Here is a 16,382-nt window from a genome sequence, read left to right on the forward strand (position 1 = left end):
CTCGGTCGGCCGGGTGTTCGAGCGCCGGACCGGGGGTGCGGGGGTGTCAGTAGACGCTGACCCCGTACGCGCTGAGCGCCTCGGTGACCGGCTGGAAGTACGTCGTACCGCCCGAGGAGCAGTCGCCGCTGCCGCCGGAGGTGAGGCCGATCGCCTTGGAGCCGGAGTAGAGCGGGCCGCCGGAGTCGCCGGGCTCCGCGCAGACATTGGTCTTGATCATGCCGTAGACGATGTCCCCGCCGCCGTAGTTGACCGTGGCGTTGAGGCCCGTGACCGAGCCGCTGTGGGTGCCGGTGGTGGAGCCGCGCCGGGTGACGGACATGCCGACCGTGGCGTTGGCCGCGCTGGTGATGTCGACGCTGCCGACGGTGCCCTCGTGAGAGACCGAGGCGTTGTCGTACCGGACCAGGCCGTAGTCGTTGGTCGGGAAGCTGGAGCCGACCGTCGGGCCGATGCTGGTCGAGTTCGACGAGTTGGTGTACCAGGGCGGGTTGCCGTCGGTGCAGTGACCGGCGGTCAGGAAGTAGTAGGTGCTGCCGCTGCGGACGTTGAAGCCGAGGGAGCAGCGCCAGCCGGGGGCGTAGATCGCGTCGCCGCCGGAGAGCAGTTTGCTGATCTTCCCGGTGGTGCGCTCGATCTTCAGGGCGCCGGCGTTGACCCCGGCGGACTGCTTGATCTGTTCGATCTCGGCTTTCGAGACCGTGCGGTCGACGGTGACCACGAGCTTCTTGCTCACCGGGTCGACGTTCCACGCGGTGCCCGCCACGTCGGCGCCGAGCACGGCGTCGCTCGCGGCGGAGAGCTGCGCGGTGCTGAAGGTGGTGTTGGTGTCGGCCTGGGCGGTGGGGACGGCGAGGGCTGCGACGGCGACGAGGCCCGCGGCGATGGCGACGGCCCTGGTGCGTCTCGCGGTGCCGCTGAGGGGGGTGGTGCGCTTGATCCTCACTTTTCATTCCTCCCGAGGGGAAGTCGGGGGTCCGCCCGTGGGGTGGTCGGACCCGTGAGGCGCAGTCGTTCGCACGGCTGTGAGCCCGCACCGCGGACATGCCGTGCTCCTGACAAGCGCTGCTCGGGAGTATTCAAGGCGTCAACTTGTGGCGCAAGAGGGCCCTCTGGCCCGGACTTGCCCCGACCGCACGGCAACGGCCCCGGCAGCAGGGAAGCTGCCGGGGCCGCCGCTCCGACGCAATATGACGTTACGTCAGCCGTCGACGCGGTTGCGCTCCCCCGCCTCGACGGCGACGGAAAGGGTGTTGCCGGGCGGCGGGAAGGGGCAGATGAAGTGGTCCGCGAAGGCGCACGGCGGCAGCAGCGCGCGGTTGAGGTCGACCGTCACGCTGCCGTCCTCGGCGGGTGCCGCGGGCCGCAGGAACCGGAAGCGGTAGCTGCTGTTCCCGCTGGTGGCGTCGGCGAAGACCGCCCAGAGCGAGCCGTCGGGCTCGACCGCGACGTGCAGCGTGTGCTCCGTACCGTCGACCTCGAAGGCGATCTCACCGGCGAGCCCGAGACCGCGCTCGACCCCGTCGGCGTTCTCGACCCGGACCGTGCGGGCGCTGTCGTACGGGCGAAAGGTTCCCGGCAGCGCCCAGCGGGCGTCGTACGGGGTGGCCTCGATGGCCCGGAAGGCGCGCCGGGCCGGGGAGTCCGGGTCGAAGTCCCGTACCGCCCAGAGCCCTTCGCGGCTCAGCACGACCAGCCGCCGCTCGCCGTGCGCGACGCGCGAAGCGGCGATCGGGCCGCGGTCGGCGGTGAGACGGACCTGACCGGTGAAGGGCTCGCCGTCGACGGTCAGCCCGTCCGCGGCAGAGGCGCTGAGCACCAGCTCGTCGCCGTCCTCCCGCCATTGCCCGGGTACCCCGGGGATGCGGCCCTCCGGATGGTCGGAGAGCCAGTGGGTGCCGGTGAGGGAGAGCGGTCCGTAGGGTCCGGCGACCGTGGCGGTGCGCTCCTCGTGCCAGTGCTTCCAGTCCTGTGCCGCCTGCTCGGATCCGTGCGGCTGCTGTGCGTCCGTGCTCATGCGGTCAACCCTTCCATACCGGCTCGGCGAGCCCGAGATGGGAACGCAGAGTGGGGCCGCCGTATTCGGAGCGGAACACTCCGCGCTCCTGGAGCAGCGGGACGACCCGGTCGACGAAGTCGTCCAGGCCGCCGGGGGTGAGATGGGGTACCAGGATGAATCCGTCGGCGGCGTCGGCGGCGACGAACCCGGTGAGCTGCTCCGCGACCGTCCGGGGGCTGCCGATGAAGGACTGCCGGCCGGTCGTCTCGATGACGGTCTGCCGGATGGACAGCCCCTTCTCCTCGGACAGCGCCCGCCAGCGCGCCGCGACGGCAAGAGGGTCACCGTGCTTGACCCGGCCCTGGACCAGCGAGGATCCGGGGTCCGGGTCGATGTCCGGCAGTGGCCCGTCGGGGTCGAGGGCGGACAGGTCGCGGCCCCAGACCTGCTCCAGGGCCAGCAGCGCGTTCTGCGGGGAGACCTGCAGGCGGCGGATCCCGGCCGCCCGCTCCTGGGCCTCGGCGTCGGTGTCGCCGAGTACGAAGGTGACCCCGGGCATGATCTTCAGCTGGCCGGGGTCCCGGCCGTACTTCGCCATCCGCGCCTTGACGTCGGCGTAGAAGGCACGGCCCGACTCCAGGGTGCCGTGCCGGGTGAAGACGATGTCGGCGGTGGACGCGGCGAACTCGCGGCCGTCCGGCGAGTCACCGGCCTGGATGACGACCGGATGGCCCTGCGGGGAGCGCGGGACGGTGAACTCGCCCTCGATGGCGAAGTGCTGCCCCCGGTGCGCGAACGGGCGCGGGGTGCCGTCGGGGGTCCAGGTGTCCCACAGTTCGCGGGCGGTGGCGACGAACTCGGCGGCCCTGGTGTACCGGTCGGCCCGGTCGAGATACCCGCCGCGCCGGAAGTTCTCCCCGGTGAAGGCGTCGAAGGAGGTGACGACGTTCCAGGCCGCCCGGCCCTCGCTGAGGTGGTCGAGGGTGGCCAGGCGGCGGGCCAGTTCGTACGGCTCGTTGAAGGTGGCGTTGACGGTGGCGGCGAGGCCGAGCCGGTCGGTGACGGCCGCCAGCGCGGCCAGCACGGTGAGGGATTCGGGGCGGCCGAGCACGTCCAGGTCGTGGATGCGGCCGTTGTGCTCGCGCAGCCGCAGCCCCTCGGCGAGGAAGAAGAAGTCGAACCTGCCGCGCTCCGCGGTGCGGGCGAGGTGCTCGAAGGAGGAGAAGTCGATCTGGCTCCCGGAGCGTGGGTCCGCCCAGACGGTGGTGTTGTTGACGCCCGGGAAGTGGGCGGCGAGATGCATCTGCCTCGTCGCGGTGCTCATGCCCGTCCTCCTTCGAGGGCGTACCGGTTGGCGGGGCGGGCCAGCCCCAGGTGTTCGCGGAGGGTGCCGCCGGGATAGAAGGTGCGGAACAGGCTGCGGTGCTGGAGCAGCGCCACGGTGCCGTTGACGATCCGTTCGAGGTCGCGCCCGGGGCTGATGGGCGTCAGGTGGAAGCCGTCCGCCGCGCCGCCGCGGTGCCACCGGGTGATCAGTTCGGCGAGGTCGACCGGGCCGCCCCGGTAGTACGAGCCGCCCGCGGCGAGCGGTGGTCCGCTCTCCAGTCCCGGTTCCGGGGCGGTCTCGACGTCGCCGAGGTCGACGGTGAGCGCGACCAGGACCCGGAGCGTGCCGGGGTCGCGTCCGTACGCCGCGGCGCGCCGGCGCAGATCGGTACGGGCCGCGGCGGCCTGCTCGGGGGTGGTGGCCCGGATCAGGGCGACATCCGCGTGGCGGGCCGCGGTCTCCCGGGCCGGGCCGCCGGTGCCGTCGACGACGGTGACCGGGTGCCCCTGCGGGGGCCGGGGCACGATGGCCGGGCCCCGGACGGAGAAGGCGGCGCCCTCGAAGTCGATGTAGTGCAGCTTGTCCCGGTCGACGAAGCGGCCGGTGGCGACATCCCTGATCTCGGCGTCGTCCTCCCAGCTGTCCCACAGCCGGGCACTCACCTCGGCGCTGTCACCGGCCTCGCGCCACAGCTCGTCGGCGGGCGCCGCCGGGCGCCGGCCGAACAGCCGGGCCTCGGCCCCGGTGGTCGACACATCGACGTACCAGCCCGCCCGGCCGCGGCTCACCCAGTCCAGGGTGGCGACGGCGGACGCCACGTGGAACGGCTCGGTGTGGGTGGTGGTGACGGTGGGCACCAGGCCGACCCGGCCGGTGGCGGGCGCGACCCGGGAGAGCACCGCGAGCGCGTCGAGGCCGGGTCTGGCGAAGGAGTCGCCGAGTGTGACGAAGTCCAGGGCGCCGTGCTCGGCGAGCCGGGCGAGGGCGACGTGGTGCCCGGGATCGTAGCTGGGCGGACCGCCGATCTCGGCGGCCAGGTGCAGTGGTGCGGTGGCAGGCATGGAGTGAATACCTCTCAGGGCTCTCTCGGGACTCTCTCGGGCTCTTGGGGACAGCCGCGGGCTCTCGCGGGCCGTGCGGGCTCAGCTGCCGGGCATCACAGGACCTTGGACAGGAAGGCACGGGTGCGCTCGTGGGCCGGACGGTCGAGTACGTCGCCGGGGGCGCCCTGTTCGACGACGCGTCCCTCGTCCATGAAGACGACGGTGTCGGCGACCTCACGGGCGAAGCCGATCTCGTGCGTGACGACGATCATGGTGGTGCCCCGGAGCGCCAGATCCTTGATGACGTCGAGGACTTCGCCGACCAGTTCGGGGTCGAGCGCCGAGGTCGGCTCGTCGAAGAGCAGCAGCCCGGGTTCGAGGGCCAGCGCGCGGGCGATGGCGACCCGCTGCTGCTGTCCGCCGGAGAGCTGCCCGGGGTAGGCCGCCGCCCGGTCGGCGAGCCCGACCCTGGCCAGCAGCTTCTCCGCGGCGGCGACGGCTTCCTTCTTCGGCCGGCCGAGGACGGCGACCGGGGCCTCGACGATGTTCTCCAGCACGGTCAGGTGCGGGAAGAGGTTGAAGTTCTGGAAGACGAAGCCGATCCGGGTGCGCCGGCGCAGCACCTCGCGCTCGGGCAGCTCGTACAGCTTGTCGCCGTCCCTGCGGTAGCCGACCAGGGTGCCGTCGACGCTGATCCAGCCGTGGTCGACCTTCTCCAGGTGGTTGATGGTGCGCAGCAGTGTGGACTTGCCGGAGCCGGACGGGCCGAGGACGACGGTGACCTCTCCGGTGCGTACGGACAGGTCGATGCCGCGCAGCACTTCGAGGCTGCCGAAGCGCTTGTGCACGGAGCGGATCTCGACCATGGCGTCGGTGGATCCGGTGGTGGTGCTCATCGCGTGGCCCCCTGGGCGTGGTGACGTTCGACGTGGTGGTGGAGGACGGAGCGCATCGCCTGCGGGAGCACGGTCCGGCGCAGTCGCCGGTGCCGGGGGATCCCGTGTGCCGCGGCGGCCTCCGGCCGGCGCCAGGGGTGACGCGGCGGGACGACGGTGAGTGTGGGGTGGCCATCGGCAGGAGCGGCGTGGCGTGGCCCGGTCGCTCTGTCGGCGGGTGGATCGCTGGTGAGGGACATGAGGGGTCCTTGGGCCGCGGTGTACGAGGGCGGGGCGGGGGCGTGCGCGAGGTCGCGGTCAGCCCTCGGTACAGGCGAGGTCCCGCAGGAGGGTGAGTGCCGTACGGGCGGTGGCGTCGTTCTGCCGGAAGGCCGGTCCGCCGGTGCGCGGCCGGGTGAACGCCCCGCCGGCGCGGGCGGTGGTGAACGGGCCGAGCGCGAAGCGGCGCGGGTGCGGCCGGCCGTCGCGGCCCAGGATCCGGCCGCTGTCGGGGGCTACCGGGAGCAGCCCGGTGGCGGTGGTGGCGGCCCCGTCCTCGTACAGCTCCTGGAGCAGTGGGCTGCGGGTGCGTTCCAGGGTGGGGTCGGGCAGCCGGGCCTCGACCAGGGTGCGGGCCGCTATCCGCTGTCCCGGCACAGTGGCGCTGCCCGCCAGGAAGAGGCCCCGCCGCTCGTCGGTCTCGACGGTCATTCCGGCGCCGAGGAAGCGGACGACACCGGCCCGGGAGAGCGCGAGGAGCTGGTGCAGCCGGGGTCCGGGCGGGCCGGAGGCGAGATAGCTGAAGAAGCCGTGCCACCAGCCGCCGAGGTCGCCGAGCCGGATCAACTGCCCGTAGACGGACAGCAGTCCGAGGAAGACGGCGAGGTCCGGGCTGTGACCGGGGTCGTGGCGGCGTTCCAGGTCGGCGGTGATGTAGCCGCGCAGCCCTTCCTGGAGTGCGTCGAACGAGGGGTGGCGCACCCCGTCCAGGGGGTGGTCTAGCGCTTCGAGGTCGAGCCGGTCCGCGGGGTCGGGGACGGTGGCGGCGACCAGGGCGGCCAGTTCGGATCCTGTCGGGTCGGCGGCGGTGTACTTCGCCTCGAAGCCGGCCCAGTCGCCGGTGGTGCGCTCGGGGTGGGCGGTGAAGAGCCGGTGGTAGTGGGCGTAGCCGAGCTCTTTGTCGACATGTGGCCACACATCGCGCCGGAAGTCGACCGGCCGGCCGGCCGCGAGCAGCGCCTCGGTCCGCTCCGGGCCGAGGAAGCGCGGCAGCGGCGGCCGTTCGCCGTCCCAGGTGTAGCCGATCTTGGAGTGGTACGGGACGCCCCGGCGCGATCCGACGTGGAGCACGGGCTCCCGGCCGGACGGCACGTACTCGCCGTCCTCGTACCGTCCGCCGCGGCCCTCGGTGAGCAGCACCATCAGGTCGACGAAGGCGAGCCCGAAGCCCCGTACGACGACCGGTTCGCCGGCGGGCACCGCGGTCAGGTCGGTGTCGGCGGTGAAGTCCGGTGGCAGGTGGAGGAGTCCGTGCCGGTCCGCGAAGTCGGCCAGCCGTACCTGTTCCGGCTCCGGTTCGGCTTCGAGGTGGCCGATGGTGACGACGACGGCGTCGGTGAGCAGCGGGCTGCCGCGTCCCGCCAGCCAGACCCGCTGGCGGCCTTCGCGCGGGCCGGAGACCCGCAGGGCGCTGCCCCGGTGCCAGTGCACGGTGATGCCTTCCGGGAGGGCGGCCACGGACTGCTCGTAGACCCAGCGCAGATAGACGCTCTGCAGCCGTCTGCTGGGGAAGCCGGTACCCTCCAGCGCCTTGATCTCGTCGAGGAGTCCGGGGTCCGCGCCGGTCCCGTCCGGGAGGTCGAGCCGGCCGTCCCGGATGTCCGCCGCCCAGGTGTGCAGCGCGGGCCCCGGGCGGGTCGGTCCCTCCTGGCGGACGGTGTCGTCGGTGAACATCGTGACGTCCTCGGCCATGGAGTTCATCCAGAGCAGCGGCGACTGGTCGTGCCGCCAGATCCGCCCGCCGCCGGGCGGGTACGGGTCGACGAGGTGGATGGTCAGCGGGCGGTCTCCGTACAGGGTGGGGGCGTTGGCGGCGATGCGCTCGATCAGGCCGGTGCCGCGCGGTCCGGCGCCTATGACCACGAGCGTCGGCGTCCCGCTCACCGGGCACCCGCCGTGCCGCGTGCGTAGTGCCGCTCGACGTAGTGCTGGCCGATGCTCAGCAGCGAGGTGACCACGGCGTACCAGATGGTGGCGACCAGCAGCAGCGGGATGACCTGATAGGTGCGGTGGTACACGAGCTGCACGGAGTACAGCAGGTCCTGCACGGCGATGACGCTGACGATCGAGGTGCCCTTGAGGGTGCCGATCAGCATGTTCCCGGCGGGCGGGACGATGGAGCGCATCGCCTGCGGGAGGACGATGCGGTGGAAGCGGCGCCAGGGTCCGAGGCCGAGCGACTGGGCGGCCTCGATCTGTCCGCGTTCGACGGAGAGGATGCCGCCGCGGACGACTTCGGCGGCGTACGCGGCCTCGTGCAGGGTGAGTCCGATGACGGCCACCGTGACGGGGCCGAGGAGGTTCACCGTACGGACGCCGAGGATCTGCGGGTAGAGCGCGCCGATGTTGAACCAGAACAGCAGCTGGACCAGGATCGGGGTGGATCTGAACAGCCAGACATACCCCCAACCGACCGCCCGCAGAACGTGGTTGGCGGAGAGCCTGAGGACGGCCAGCAGGGTGCCGAGGACGAATCCCAGCACCATGACCAGCGCCGTGAGCCAGAGGGTGAGGCCGAGGCCGCGCAGCACCGCGGCGGTAGTGAAGTATTCGGCGACGACATCCCACTGGAAGGCGTCGTTGCGGATGACGGAGTTCAGCACCAGGGCGAGCAGCGCCAGTACGGCAACGGCCGCTGTCCACTGGCCCGTTCGGCGCACCGGGACGATCCGGAGCCGATCGGTTCTGTCGCTCTTCGCGAGCGGGGCGGGGGGAGACTGGGGGAAGGTGTCTGTCTGCGCGGACATGCGAGGGCTCCGTGGATGCAGAGATCGAACACGGGGCGTGCCTTCGGCCCGGAACACAACACGGACCGGGCCCCTCAGCGCCGGTCCGCCTCCGAGACAATCGCTGTTCGTCGCGCGTTGTCAAGCTCGTCCACACTGTGAGCCGTGCGCCGGGGCTCGGTTGACGGACCACCGGATGCCTGTTCCACTGGGGCCATGCATTCGCAGCAGTGGCTGGTCAAGCGCTCCCACATCGACTTCGGTCGCGTGTGGTCCGCCTCCTGTTGAGCCGACCCCCTGCTTTTCGCTTGTCTTCGCCCGGCGCCGTGTGCGGCGCCTGAGCGCCTCCCCGCGTGTCCTCCCGTACACAACACCGTTCCTCCCTCCCCTCGCTCCGCCGCCCTTCGCCCCGACCGTGGGGTCGCCGCGTGCTGCCCCGACGCCGGCTCGACCGCTCACGGCCGACGACTCTGGAGAACCACACCTCATGCCCCGGACCCGGCACACCGCTGCCTTCGCACTGATCACCGTCGCCGCCCTGGCCCTCACCGCGTGCGGGTCCGGTGATCCGGCGGCCGCACCGGCCGGCGCCGCGGCCGCCGAGGGGAAGGTGCCGACGGCCGATGTCGTCTCCTCGGTACGCGAGGACGAGGCGGCGGCGAAGCTGCTGCCCGCCGATGTCCGCGCCGCCAGGACCCTGACCGTCGCCGCGAGTGTCGGCAGCCCGCCGGGCTCCACCTACCTCGCCGACGGGAGAACGGTGGCCGGCACGGACATCGACTTCGCGGACGCGGTCGCCCGGAAGCTCGGCCTGCGCCTCACCCGCGAGGTGGCCTCCTTCGAGGCGATCCTGCCGGCGCTGGACAGCGGGAAGTACGACGTGGGCACCGGGAACTTCGGGGTGACCGAGGAACGCCGCAGAACGATCGACTTCGTCACGTACATCAATGACGGCCAGGGTTTCGCGGTCCGTGACGACAGCAAGCTGAAGAAGGTCACCGATCTCACCCAGCTCTGCGGCCTGACCGTGGGCACCGGCGCGGGCACCACCTTCGAGGTGACCCTGGAGGAGAGCCGCCACCTGTGCTCCGACGCGGGCCGCGAGCCGTACGACGTGAAGACGTACAACGACCAGGGCGCCACCTGGGCCTCGCTCCAGCAGGGCCGCAGCGATGTGGTGATGTCGACCATCAACGGACTGCGGTACGCGGTGCGGCAGCAGGAGGGCGTGCGCTTCCTCAACGAGTTCAAGCGTCTCGACGTCGGCTTCGCCTTCAAGAAGGGCACCCGGCTGGCTCCCGCGTTCCGGGCCGCGGTGAACGGTCTCAAGGCGGACGGCACCTACGACCGGATCCTGAAGAAGTGGGGCATCGGCGAGTCCGCGATCACGACCTCGCGGATCTCGCCGCCGGAGATCAAGTGATCCGGTCCCCGCCCAGTCCGGTCCCCGCCCCCGTCCGGTCCTCCGTCCTCAGCAGCTGCAGTCGCAATCGCAGCAGCACCCGTCGCAGCAGTCCCCGCAGTTGCTGCAGCAGTCGCACGCATCGCAGCAGTCACCGCAGTCGCACTGGCTGCACAGTCCCTCGCGGCGCTGGTGGCTCCACGGGTCCTCGAACGTGCCGCAGCACATCTGGCAGGTGCAGGCCAGGCCCGCCCACACCAGGCAGCCCATGATCAGACCGCGCCGGTCGCGCGGGGGCTCGGGCGGCGGCTGCGGCGGACCGCCCGGGCCGCCCGGCCCCGGGGCGTACGGATTGCCCGGCACCGGCCCGAAGGACCCGGCCGGCCGGGCGGCTGACGGACCGGCAGCTCCGTCCAGGAGCACGGCACCGGCCTGGTGCGAGCACGCCGTGGTGCCGAAGGCCCGGTCCACCGACTGGCGCAGTTCGTGCGCCAGCAGCACATGGGCCAGTTTGTCATCGGTGAATTCCGCGTCGCGCAGCGCCAGCCGTACGCCGTGCAGCGCGTCGTCGCACAGCCGCCGGGCCTCGGCCCGCGAGGTGCCGGTGGCGGTGAGCGGGTTCCAGGCACCCGACGCGGCGTCAGCCTCCTGGTCCTCCACGGCGTCCAGCAGATGCGCCAGGCGTCCGAAGAGGCGGCCGGCCTCGGCGAGCGGCGCCGCGTTCTGCGGCTTGCCGGCCAGCACCGCAGTGTGGGCGAAGGCGGCCGCGGTGGCGGTCTCGGTGGGTTCGGTGACGGTGAGCAGCGGGGTGCCGGGCCCGGCGATCAGTTCGATGCCGGTCTGCCGGTCGACGGCGTCCACGAGCAGCGCCGTGTCGAAGCCGAGCTGTGCGCCGGTGCGCGCGCCGGCCCGGTCCCAGCCCGCGGCGACCCGGCGCGCGGCGGCGGCGACCGGGCGGCGCCTCAACAGGCCGTCCCCGTCGGCGACGTGGTCCCGGACCTTGGCCGAGGCCAGCACCAGGGAGACGGCGGCGGCCAGCCTGGCGCCCTCGCCGCGGGCGACCGGCGCGGTCCGCATGGCGCGCAGCGGGCAGGGCCCCGCCGTGCGCCGCCAGCCGGTGGTGCGCTCGGACTGAGCCTCCGTCAGAACAGAAACAATCAGACCGTCATAGTTCGTGACGATCCGGGCGAATTGCCCGTGATCCGAGCGAAGTGCGAGACAGAGCCCGCAGAGATGGGCCATCCACTCGGTCCGGAGCCCCTCGGACAACCGATGGGCACAGGGCCTGACTATTCCGAACACGACGGTCCCCCGAGAGTCGTTCACCTTCGCACCGCACCCCTGCGGCCGCGCGAGGTGCATCGTATCGAGCGGCCCGTTCACCCGTACGTCCCCCATGTCACCCGTACGGCCTGGGGCATCATATTTTCTTTCTTTCTGACCCCTTATGCGGGAGGAACCCTGACAAACCGCCAGATCTTCTGCATCAGTACCGTCACGAACACCCTGCGCGCCGACTATCCACTTGGCGCACGATCCGCATCATGGACGACCATAGGGATACGAAAGAGATGCGGAACGCCACGGAACCGCGGTGAGAGGAGGCATCCATGGGATCGGTGCGCAAGGCGAGTGCCTGGCTGGGCCTCGTGGAGGACAACGACGAGCGGTACTACGACGACGAGTACGCCGAGGGCGCGCAGACCGGGACCGGAGGCCAGGCCTGGGTGACCGACCCCCGGGTGCAGGTCGCGTCCGAGGCGGCCGAGGAGACGGGCCGCCGGATCGCCACCGTCACCCCGGACAGCTTCCGGGACGCACGGGCCATCGGAGAACTCTTCCGGGACGGCGTCCCGGTGATCGTCAACCTCACGACCATGGACCCCACCGACGCGAAGCGTGTCGTGGATTTCGCCGCCGGGCTGATCTTCGGACTGCGCGGCTCGATCGAACGCGTGGCCACCCGGGTCTTCCTGCTGACCCCGGCCGACACCCAGGTGGTGACCGAAGCCGTCGGCCGGCCGGCCGACGGCTTCTTCAACCAGAGCTGAGCAGGGCGCTCGCCGGACGGTCTAGCGGAACGCGTCAAGACCGGTGAGCGCCTTGCCCAGTACCAACTGGTGCATCTCCACGGTTCCCTCGTAGGTGAGCACCGACTCCAGATTCGTCGCATGGCGCATCACCGGGTACTCCAGCGAGATCCCGTTGGCACCGAGGATCGTGCGCGAGGTACGGCAGATGTCGATCGCCTCCCGCACATTGTTGAGCTTTCCGAAACTGACCTGCTCCGGGCGGAGCCTGCCCGCGTCCATCCGCCGGCCCAGATGGTGGGCGAGCAGGATGCCCTTGTGCAGTTCCACGGCCATGTCCGCGAGCTTGGCCTGGGTGAGCTGGAAGCCGCCGATCGGCCGGCCGAACTGCTCCCGCGTCCTCGAATAGTCCACGGCCGCCTCGAAACTGGCGCGGGCCGCGCCCATCGCTCCCCAGACGATGCCGTAGCGGGCATGGCTGAGACAGCCGAGCGGGCCGCGCAGACCGGTGACGCCCGGGAGCACGGCGTCGCCGGGCAGCCGCACCTCGTCCAGCACCAGCTCGCTGGTGACCGAGGCGCGCAGCGACCACTTGTGCTTGATCTCGGGCGCCGAGAAGCCCGGGGTGTCGGTCGGCACCGCGAACCCGCGGATTCCGTCGTCGGTCTGCGCCCAGACGACGGCGACCCCGGCCACCGAGCCGTTGGTGATCCACATCTTGCGGCCGGTGAGCACCCAGTCCCCGCCGTCGCGCTTGGCGTGGGTGCGCATCCCGGCCGGGTCGGAGCCGTGGTCCGGCTCGGTGAGGCCGAAGCAGCCGATGATCTCGCCGGCCGCCATGCCCGGCAGCCACCGCTGCCGCTGCTCCTCGGAGCCGAAGCGGTGGATGGCGTACATGGCGAGCGAACCCTGCACGGAGACCAGGGAGCGGATCCCGGAGTCCGCGGCCTCAAGCTCCAGGCAGGCCAGTCCGTACTGGACGGCGGTGGCGCCGGCGCAGCCGTACCCCTGGAGGGACATGCCGAGCGCGCCGAGCGAACCGAGCTCACGGGCCAGCTCGCGGATCCCGGGCAGCTCGCCGCTCTCGTACCACTCGGCGATGTGCGGCAGGACCCGGTCGGCGGCCCAGTCCCGGACGGTCCCGCGGATCGCGAGGTCCTCGGCGCTGAGCAGATCGTCGATGCCGATCGGGTCGGCGGGGTCGAAGGGCGGGAGCTTCGAGGACTCGGTGGTGGACATGAGGGCGCCTCCGGCGGCTCGCACGATGCTAAAACTAGCAGTGGTAGTTACGGCGTCGCACCGACGTTACGGCTCAGTGTGCCGCCCGTCCAGAGCCGGTCGCCTCGGCGGGTCGGCGCCGGGCGGGCCGCGGCAGGGGCCGCTGCGCACGGCCCGGGGCGGGCACCTCGTGCGGCGCGCGGCACTCCCGCGCCTCGCTCACGTCCGCCACGTCCGCCGCCCGCTCCGGCTCGTCGGTCAGGGGCGCCGGGCAGTCCATCGCCCTCGGCAGCCGCAGCGCGGCCAGCGCCCCGGCCAGCAGCAGCGCGGCGCTCACCAGCAGCGTGACATGCAGCCCGGTGATGAAGGAGTGGCGCGCCGCGGAACGCAGCACCGCGCCGAGCGGACCGCCCAGCCGGTCGGCCACCTGGTAGGCCTCGCCCAGCGAGCGGGCGGCGGCCGTGCGGGCCCCGGCCGGGACACCCGCCTCGGGAAGCTTCGAGAGTCCGGGGGCGTAGGCGGCGTTCATGACACTGCCGAGCAGGGCGATCCCCATGCCCGCGCCCAGCTGGTACGAGGTCTCGCCGATGGCCGCCGCCCCGCCCGCACGGTCGGCGGGGGCCTCGCTGAGCATGGATTCGTACGCCCCGAAGAGCGTGGTCTGCAGTCCGAAGCCGAGGGCGATGAAGGCCGCCGTCAGCAGTGCGGGCCGGTCGTGCTGCCCCATCGCGGTCAGGATCAGCACCGAGACGGCCGTGAGCACGAAGCCCCAGCCGACCATCCGGCGCGGGCCGATGCGGCGCAGGGTGTAGGAGCCGGTGGCGCCCGCGGCCATGGCCGCGAAGGTGAGCGGGAGCAGCCGCAGGCCGGTGTGCAGCGGGCTCAGTCCGAGGACGAGCTGGAGGTACTGCACGGCTATGAGCTCAAGACCGACCAGGGCCAGCATGGCGATGATGATGCAGCCCACCGCGGTGGAGAAGGCGGGCTTGCCGAACAGCCCGATGTCGATCAGCGGATGCGTACGCCTCCGCTGCCGGCGCACGAACAGGACGATCAGCGCCGCCCCGATCAGCAGCGGAGCGAGCGTGACCGGGCTGAGCACACCCTCGCCGGTACCCGCCCGCTTCACTCCGAGGACCACCCCGAGCACCCCGGCGGCGGCCATCAGCGCGCCCAGCACGTCCCACGGGCCGTCGTGGCTGCCGCGCGACTCGGGCAGCAGCAGCCGGCCGACCGGCAGGATCAGTGCCATCAGCGGGACGTTGATCAGGAAGACCGAGCCCCACCAGAAGTGTTCGACGAGGAAGCCGCCGATGACCGGACCGGTGGCGGCGCCCACCGCGGCGACCGCGGTCCAGATGCCGATCGCCACGGCCCGTTCCCGCCGGTCGGGGAAGACCTGCCGGAGGATCGACAGCGTCGCCGGCATGATCATCGCGCCGCCGACCCCGAGCAGCGCACGCGCCACGATGAGTACGGCGGGGCTGTCGGCCATCGCGGCGATCGCGGAGGCGACCCCGAAGAGGGCGTAGCCGAGCAGCAGGACCCGGCGGCGGCCGACCCGGTCACCGAGGGTGCCGAAGAGAATCAGCAGCGCGGCACAGACCAGCGGGTAGGCGTCGACGATCCAGAGCAGACCGACCGCGCTGGGGTTCAGGTCCTCGGTGACGGCGGGTACGGCGACGTGGAGCACGGTCGAGTCCAGCGCCACGAGCAGCAGGCTGAGGCAGAGGACGACAAGGACGACCCATCGATTGGCACCGTCGGCCGCCGGGCGCAGCCGGAATCGGGCTGTGGTCGTCCCTGACATGCATGTACCTCCCAAAGGTCCCTCGCGCTCGGCGGGCCAACCGGGGATGCGACGGTTCGCCGCTCCTCATGGCCCGGCATCGACGGGCGAGTGGCCGTCAGCGTACGCGAGTTCGGACCCCTCACACGTGGCCCACCTCATACCCGGTCGGACCGCGGGGTGTGGCGTACGCCACGCCGACCCGCCGTCCGGACCTGCGAGGACACCCGGCGCACCTGGAACGGGACGGTACCCGGCCACCCCCGCGGAGCACCCGCCGGGCCCCGCACCGCAAGCGGCCGGTGACCGGACCGGCACGTTCCGTTCCACCCCCTTCCGGGCCCGGACAAATTCATACCGGCACCTCCTGCGCTTTTCCGTCCGGGCTCAAACACCCTTCCGAAATGCGTGCGAAATCAATAGCGCGAAGTGCCACCGAGACGCTTACCCGGATCAGGAATTAAGGCCCCACTGAGACATAGTCCACATCACATCGTCATCACAAAGAGACCGGATCGACCTGGTCGCTCACTAACGCGCTGTAACGTCGATTGGGTGCGTACCGACATCTTTGCCCGGCTGGACCGGGAGCCGGAGCCGCCGAAGATAGAGCCACCGCGGATGAGCCGTCACCGCATCGCACTCTTCGGCGGGACGTTGGCGTTCTATCTCGCCATCGTCATTGCCGTGCTGGTCTCGTCCTGGCTGGTGACCCTGGACTGGAAGGTCATGCTCTTCCGGCCGTATCAGCAGTGGCCGGAAATTCATGCCTTCCTCGACTACTACATCGTGCTCGGCCAGCGCGGCCCCACCGCCACGATGGTGGCCTGCTGGCTCGGCTGGCGCTCCTGGCGGCAGCACACGCTGCGCCCCCTGCTGACGCTGGGCGCGGCACTGCTGCTGCTCAATGTGACGGTCGGCGCGGTCAAGATCGGCCTGGGCCGCCTCGGCCCGCACTACGCGACCCAGATCGGATCCGCCGAGCTCTTCGCCGGCGGCGACATATTCCCCTCCGGGCACACCGCCAACGCGGTTGTGACCTGGGGAATCCTCGCCTATCTGGCCACCACCCCACGGGCCCGGCGCTATCTGTCGGCCATGTCGGCGATCGTGTCGCTGGGCGTCGGCCTCACCACCGTCTATCTCGGTACGCACTGGCTCAGCGACGTCCTGCTGGGCTGGGCCGCCGGCCTGCTGATCATGCTGGGCCTGCCCTGGGTCGAGCCGCTGATCACCCGGGCCGAGGCCTGGATCTTCGCCCAGCGCGAGAACCTGCGGGGATTCGGCCGCCCCGTTCCCTCGGTGCCCGTCGCGGCCGGAGGCCCCCGGACCGTGCTGCTGCCGCAGCCGGACGGCGGCGAGGTCCCGGCCCGGGAGCCGGTCGTCCCGGCGGCCGCGGGCGGCACCGGCACCCGGTCGCGGGCACACGCCTCGCATCCGGCGCATGTGGTGCGCTCGGAGCGGACCCCGGTCACCCCGGTCGGCAGTCGGCGCCCGCCGCACGCCGATCGCACACCGCGCGGCGGCACGACCCCGGCCCGCCCGGTGGCCGGCGGCTGAGCCCCGGCGAGGGAGCCGGTACGCACAGCCGCTCCCCGGACAACGAGTGAAGGCCCCGACCGGCGTCGGGTCGCCGATGGTGGCCGCGTTCCTGCTGCGGGTCCGCGCCCGTGCGCAGCGGGACGGCCAGGCGG

The 16,382-nt window shown here is 72.0% G+C and carries 14 protein-coding genes; 3 read left to right on the forward strand and 11 right to left on the reverse strand.

Features of this window, described 5'->3' with window-relative positions:
* Window positions 1-46 precede the first annotated feature (46 nt).
* The 8 genes from ABZ622_RS24255 to ABZ622_RS24290 all read right to left on the reverse strand — a co-directional run bounded on the left by ABZ622_RS24255 (window position 47) and on the right by ABZ622_RS24290 (window position 8,270).
* Entirely contained in the window at window positions 47-946 is a 900-nt protein-coding gene (locus ABZ622_RS24255; protein WP_360546423.1) for a S1 family peptidase, read from the reverse strand.
* 255 nt (window positions 947-1,201) lie between these two features.
* Entirely contained in the window at window positions 1,202-2,017 is an 816-nt protein-coding gene (locus ABZ622_RS24260; protein ID WP_360546424.1) for a DUF1684 domain-containing protein, read from the reverse strand.
* A 4-nt stretch (window positions 2,018-2,021) separates the two neighbouring features.
* The gene (locus ABZ622_RS24265) at window positions 2,022-3,302 is read right to left on the reverse strand and encodes an NtaA/DmoA family FMN-dependent monooxygenase (RefSeq protein WP_360546451.1); all 1,281 of its coding nucleotides are present in this window, start codon (window positions 3,300-3,302) and stop codon (window positions 2,022-2,024) included.
* Between the two features lie 17 nt (window positions 3,303-3,319).
* Window positions 3,320-4,387: an LLM class flavin-dependent oxidoreductase gene (locus ABZ622_RS24270; protein ID WP_360546425.1), complete on the reverse strand. Its 1,068-nt coding sequence runs from the start codon at window positions 4,385-4,387 to the stop codon at window positions 3,320-3,322.
* A gap of 95 nt (window positions 4,388-4,482) precedes the next feature.
* Complete coding sequence (locus tag ABZ622_RS24275) at window positions 4,483-5,235, reverse strand: amino acid ABC transporter ATP-binding protein (RefSeq protein WP_360546453.1); 753 nt, start codon at window positions 5,233-5,235, stop codon at window positions 4,483-4,485.
* A gap of 26 nt (window positions 5,236-5,261) precedes the next feature.
* Entirely contained in the window at window positions 5,262-5,504 is a 243-nt protein-coding gene (locus tag ABZ622_RS24280; RefSeq protein ID WP_360546427.1) for a hypothetical protein, read from the reverse strand.
* 58 nt (window positions 5,505-5,562) lie between these two features.
* Window positions 5,563-7,407, reverse strand: a complete 1,845-nt coding sequence (locus tag ABZ622_RS24285) for an FAD/NAD(P)-binding protein (protein WP_360546429.1) — start codon at window positions 7,405-7,407, stop codon at window positions 5,563-5,565.
* Window positions 7,404-8,270 carry an amino acid ABC transporter permease gene (locus tag ABZ622_RS24290; RefSeq protein WP_360546431.1) on the reverse strand — a complete coding sequence of 289 codons (867 nt, stop codon included), beginning with the start codon at window positions 8,268-8,270 and terminating at the stop codon, window positions 7,404-7,406. The genes ABZ622_RS24285 and ABZ622_RS24290 overlap by 4 nt, the downstream gene beginning before the upstream one ends.
* A 466-nt stretch (window positions 8,271-8,736) precedes the next feature.
* Here ABZ622_RS24290 and ABZ622_RS24295 point away from each other — a divergent pair, with 466 nt between their 5' ends.
* On the forward strand, window positions 8,737-9,672 hold the full coding sequence (locus tag ABZ622_RS24295) for an ABC transporter substrate-binding protein (protein ID WP_360546433.1): 936 nt from the start codon (window positions 8,737-8,739) through the stop codon (window positions 9,670-9,672).
* Between the two features lie 48 nt (window positions 9,673-9,720).
* On the opposite strand, the gene ABZ622_RS24300 is transcribed toward ABZ622_RS24295, so the two are convergent.
* On the reverse strand, window positions 9,721-10,953 hold the full coding sequence (locus ABZ622_RS24300) for a DUF5685 family protein (protein WP_360546435.1): 1,233 nt from the start codon (window positions 10,951-10,953) through the stop codon (window positions 9,721-9,723).
* 308 nt (window positions 10,954-11,261) lie between these two features.
* Here ABZ622_RS24300 and sepF point away from each other — a divergent pair, with 308 nt between their 5' ends.
* Window positions 11,262-11,702 carry a cell division protein SepF gene (gene sepF / locus ABZ622_RS24305; protein WP_360546437.1) on the forward strand — a complete coding sequence of 147 codons (441 nt, stop codon included), beginning with the start codon at window positions 11,262-11,264 and terminating at the stop codon, window positions 11,700-11,702.
* A 21-nt stretch (window positions 11,703-11,723) separates the two neighbouring features.
* Here the strand turns inward: sepF and ABZ622_RS24310 are convergent, their stop codons facing one another.
* Window positions 11,724-12,920 carry an acyl-CoA dehydrogenase family protein gene (locus ABZ622_RS24310; RefSeq protein WP_360546439.1) on the reverse strand — a complete coding sequence of 399 codons (1,197 nt, stop codon included), beginning with the start codon at window positions 12,918-12,920 and terminating at the stop codon, window positions 11,724-11,726.
* 73 nt (window positions 12,921-12,993) lie between these two features.
* The gene (locus tag ABZ622_RS24315) at window positions 12,994-14,709 is read right to left on the reverse strand and encodes an MFS transporter (protein ID WP_360546441.1); all 1,716 of its coding nucleotides are present in this window, start codon (window positions 14,707-14,709) and stop codon (window positions 12,994-12,996) included.
* A 534-nt stretch (window positions 14,710-15,243) separates the two neighbouring features.
* On the opposite strand from ABZ622_RS24315, the gene ABZ622_RS24320 reads away from it, so the two are divergent.
* On the forward strand, window positions 15,244-16,248 hold the full coding sequence (locus tag ABZ622_RS24320; RefSeq protein ID WP_360546443.1) for a phosphatase PAP2 family protein: 1,005 nt from the start codon (window positions 15,244-15,246) through the stop codon (window positions 16,246-16,248).
* The last annotated feature ends 134 nt before the right edge of the window (window positions 16,249-16,382 follow it).

It is taken from the genome of Streptomyces sp. NPDC007164 (assembly GCF_040634135.1).
Classification (GTDB): domain Bacteria; phylum Actinomycetota; class Actinomycetes; order Streptomycetales; family Streptomycetaceae; genus Streptomyces; species Streptomyces sanglieri.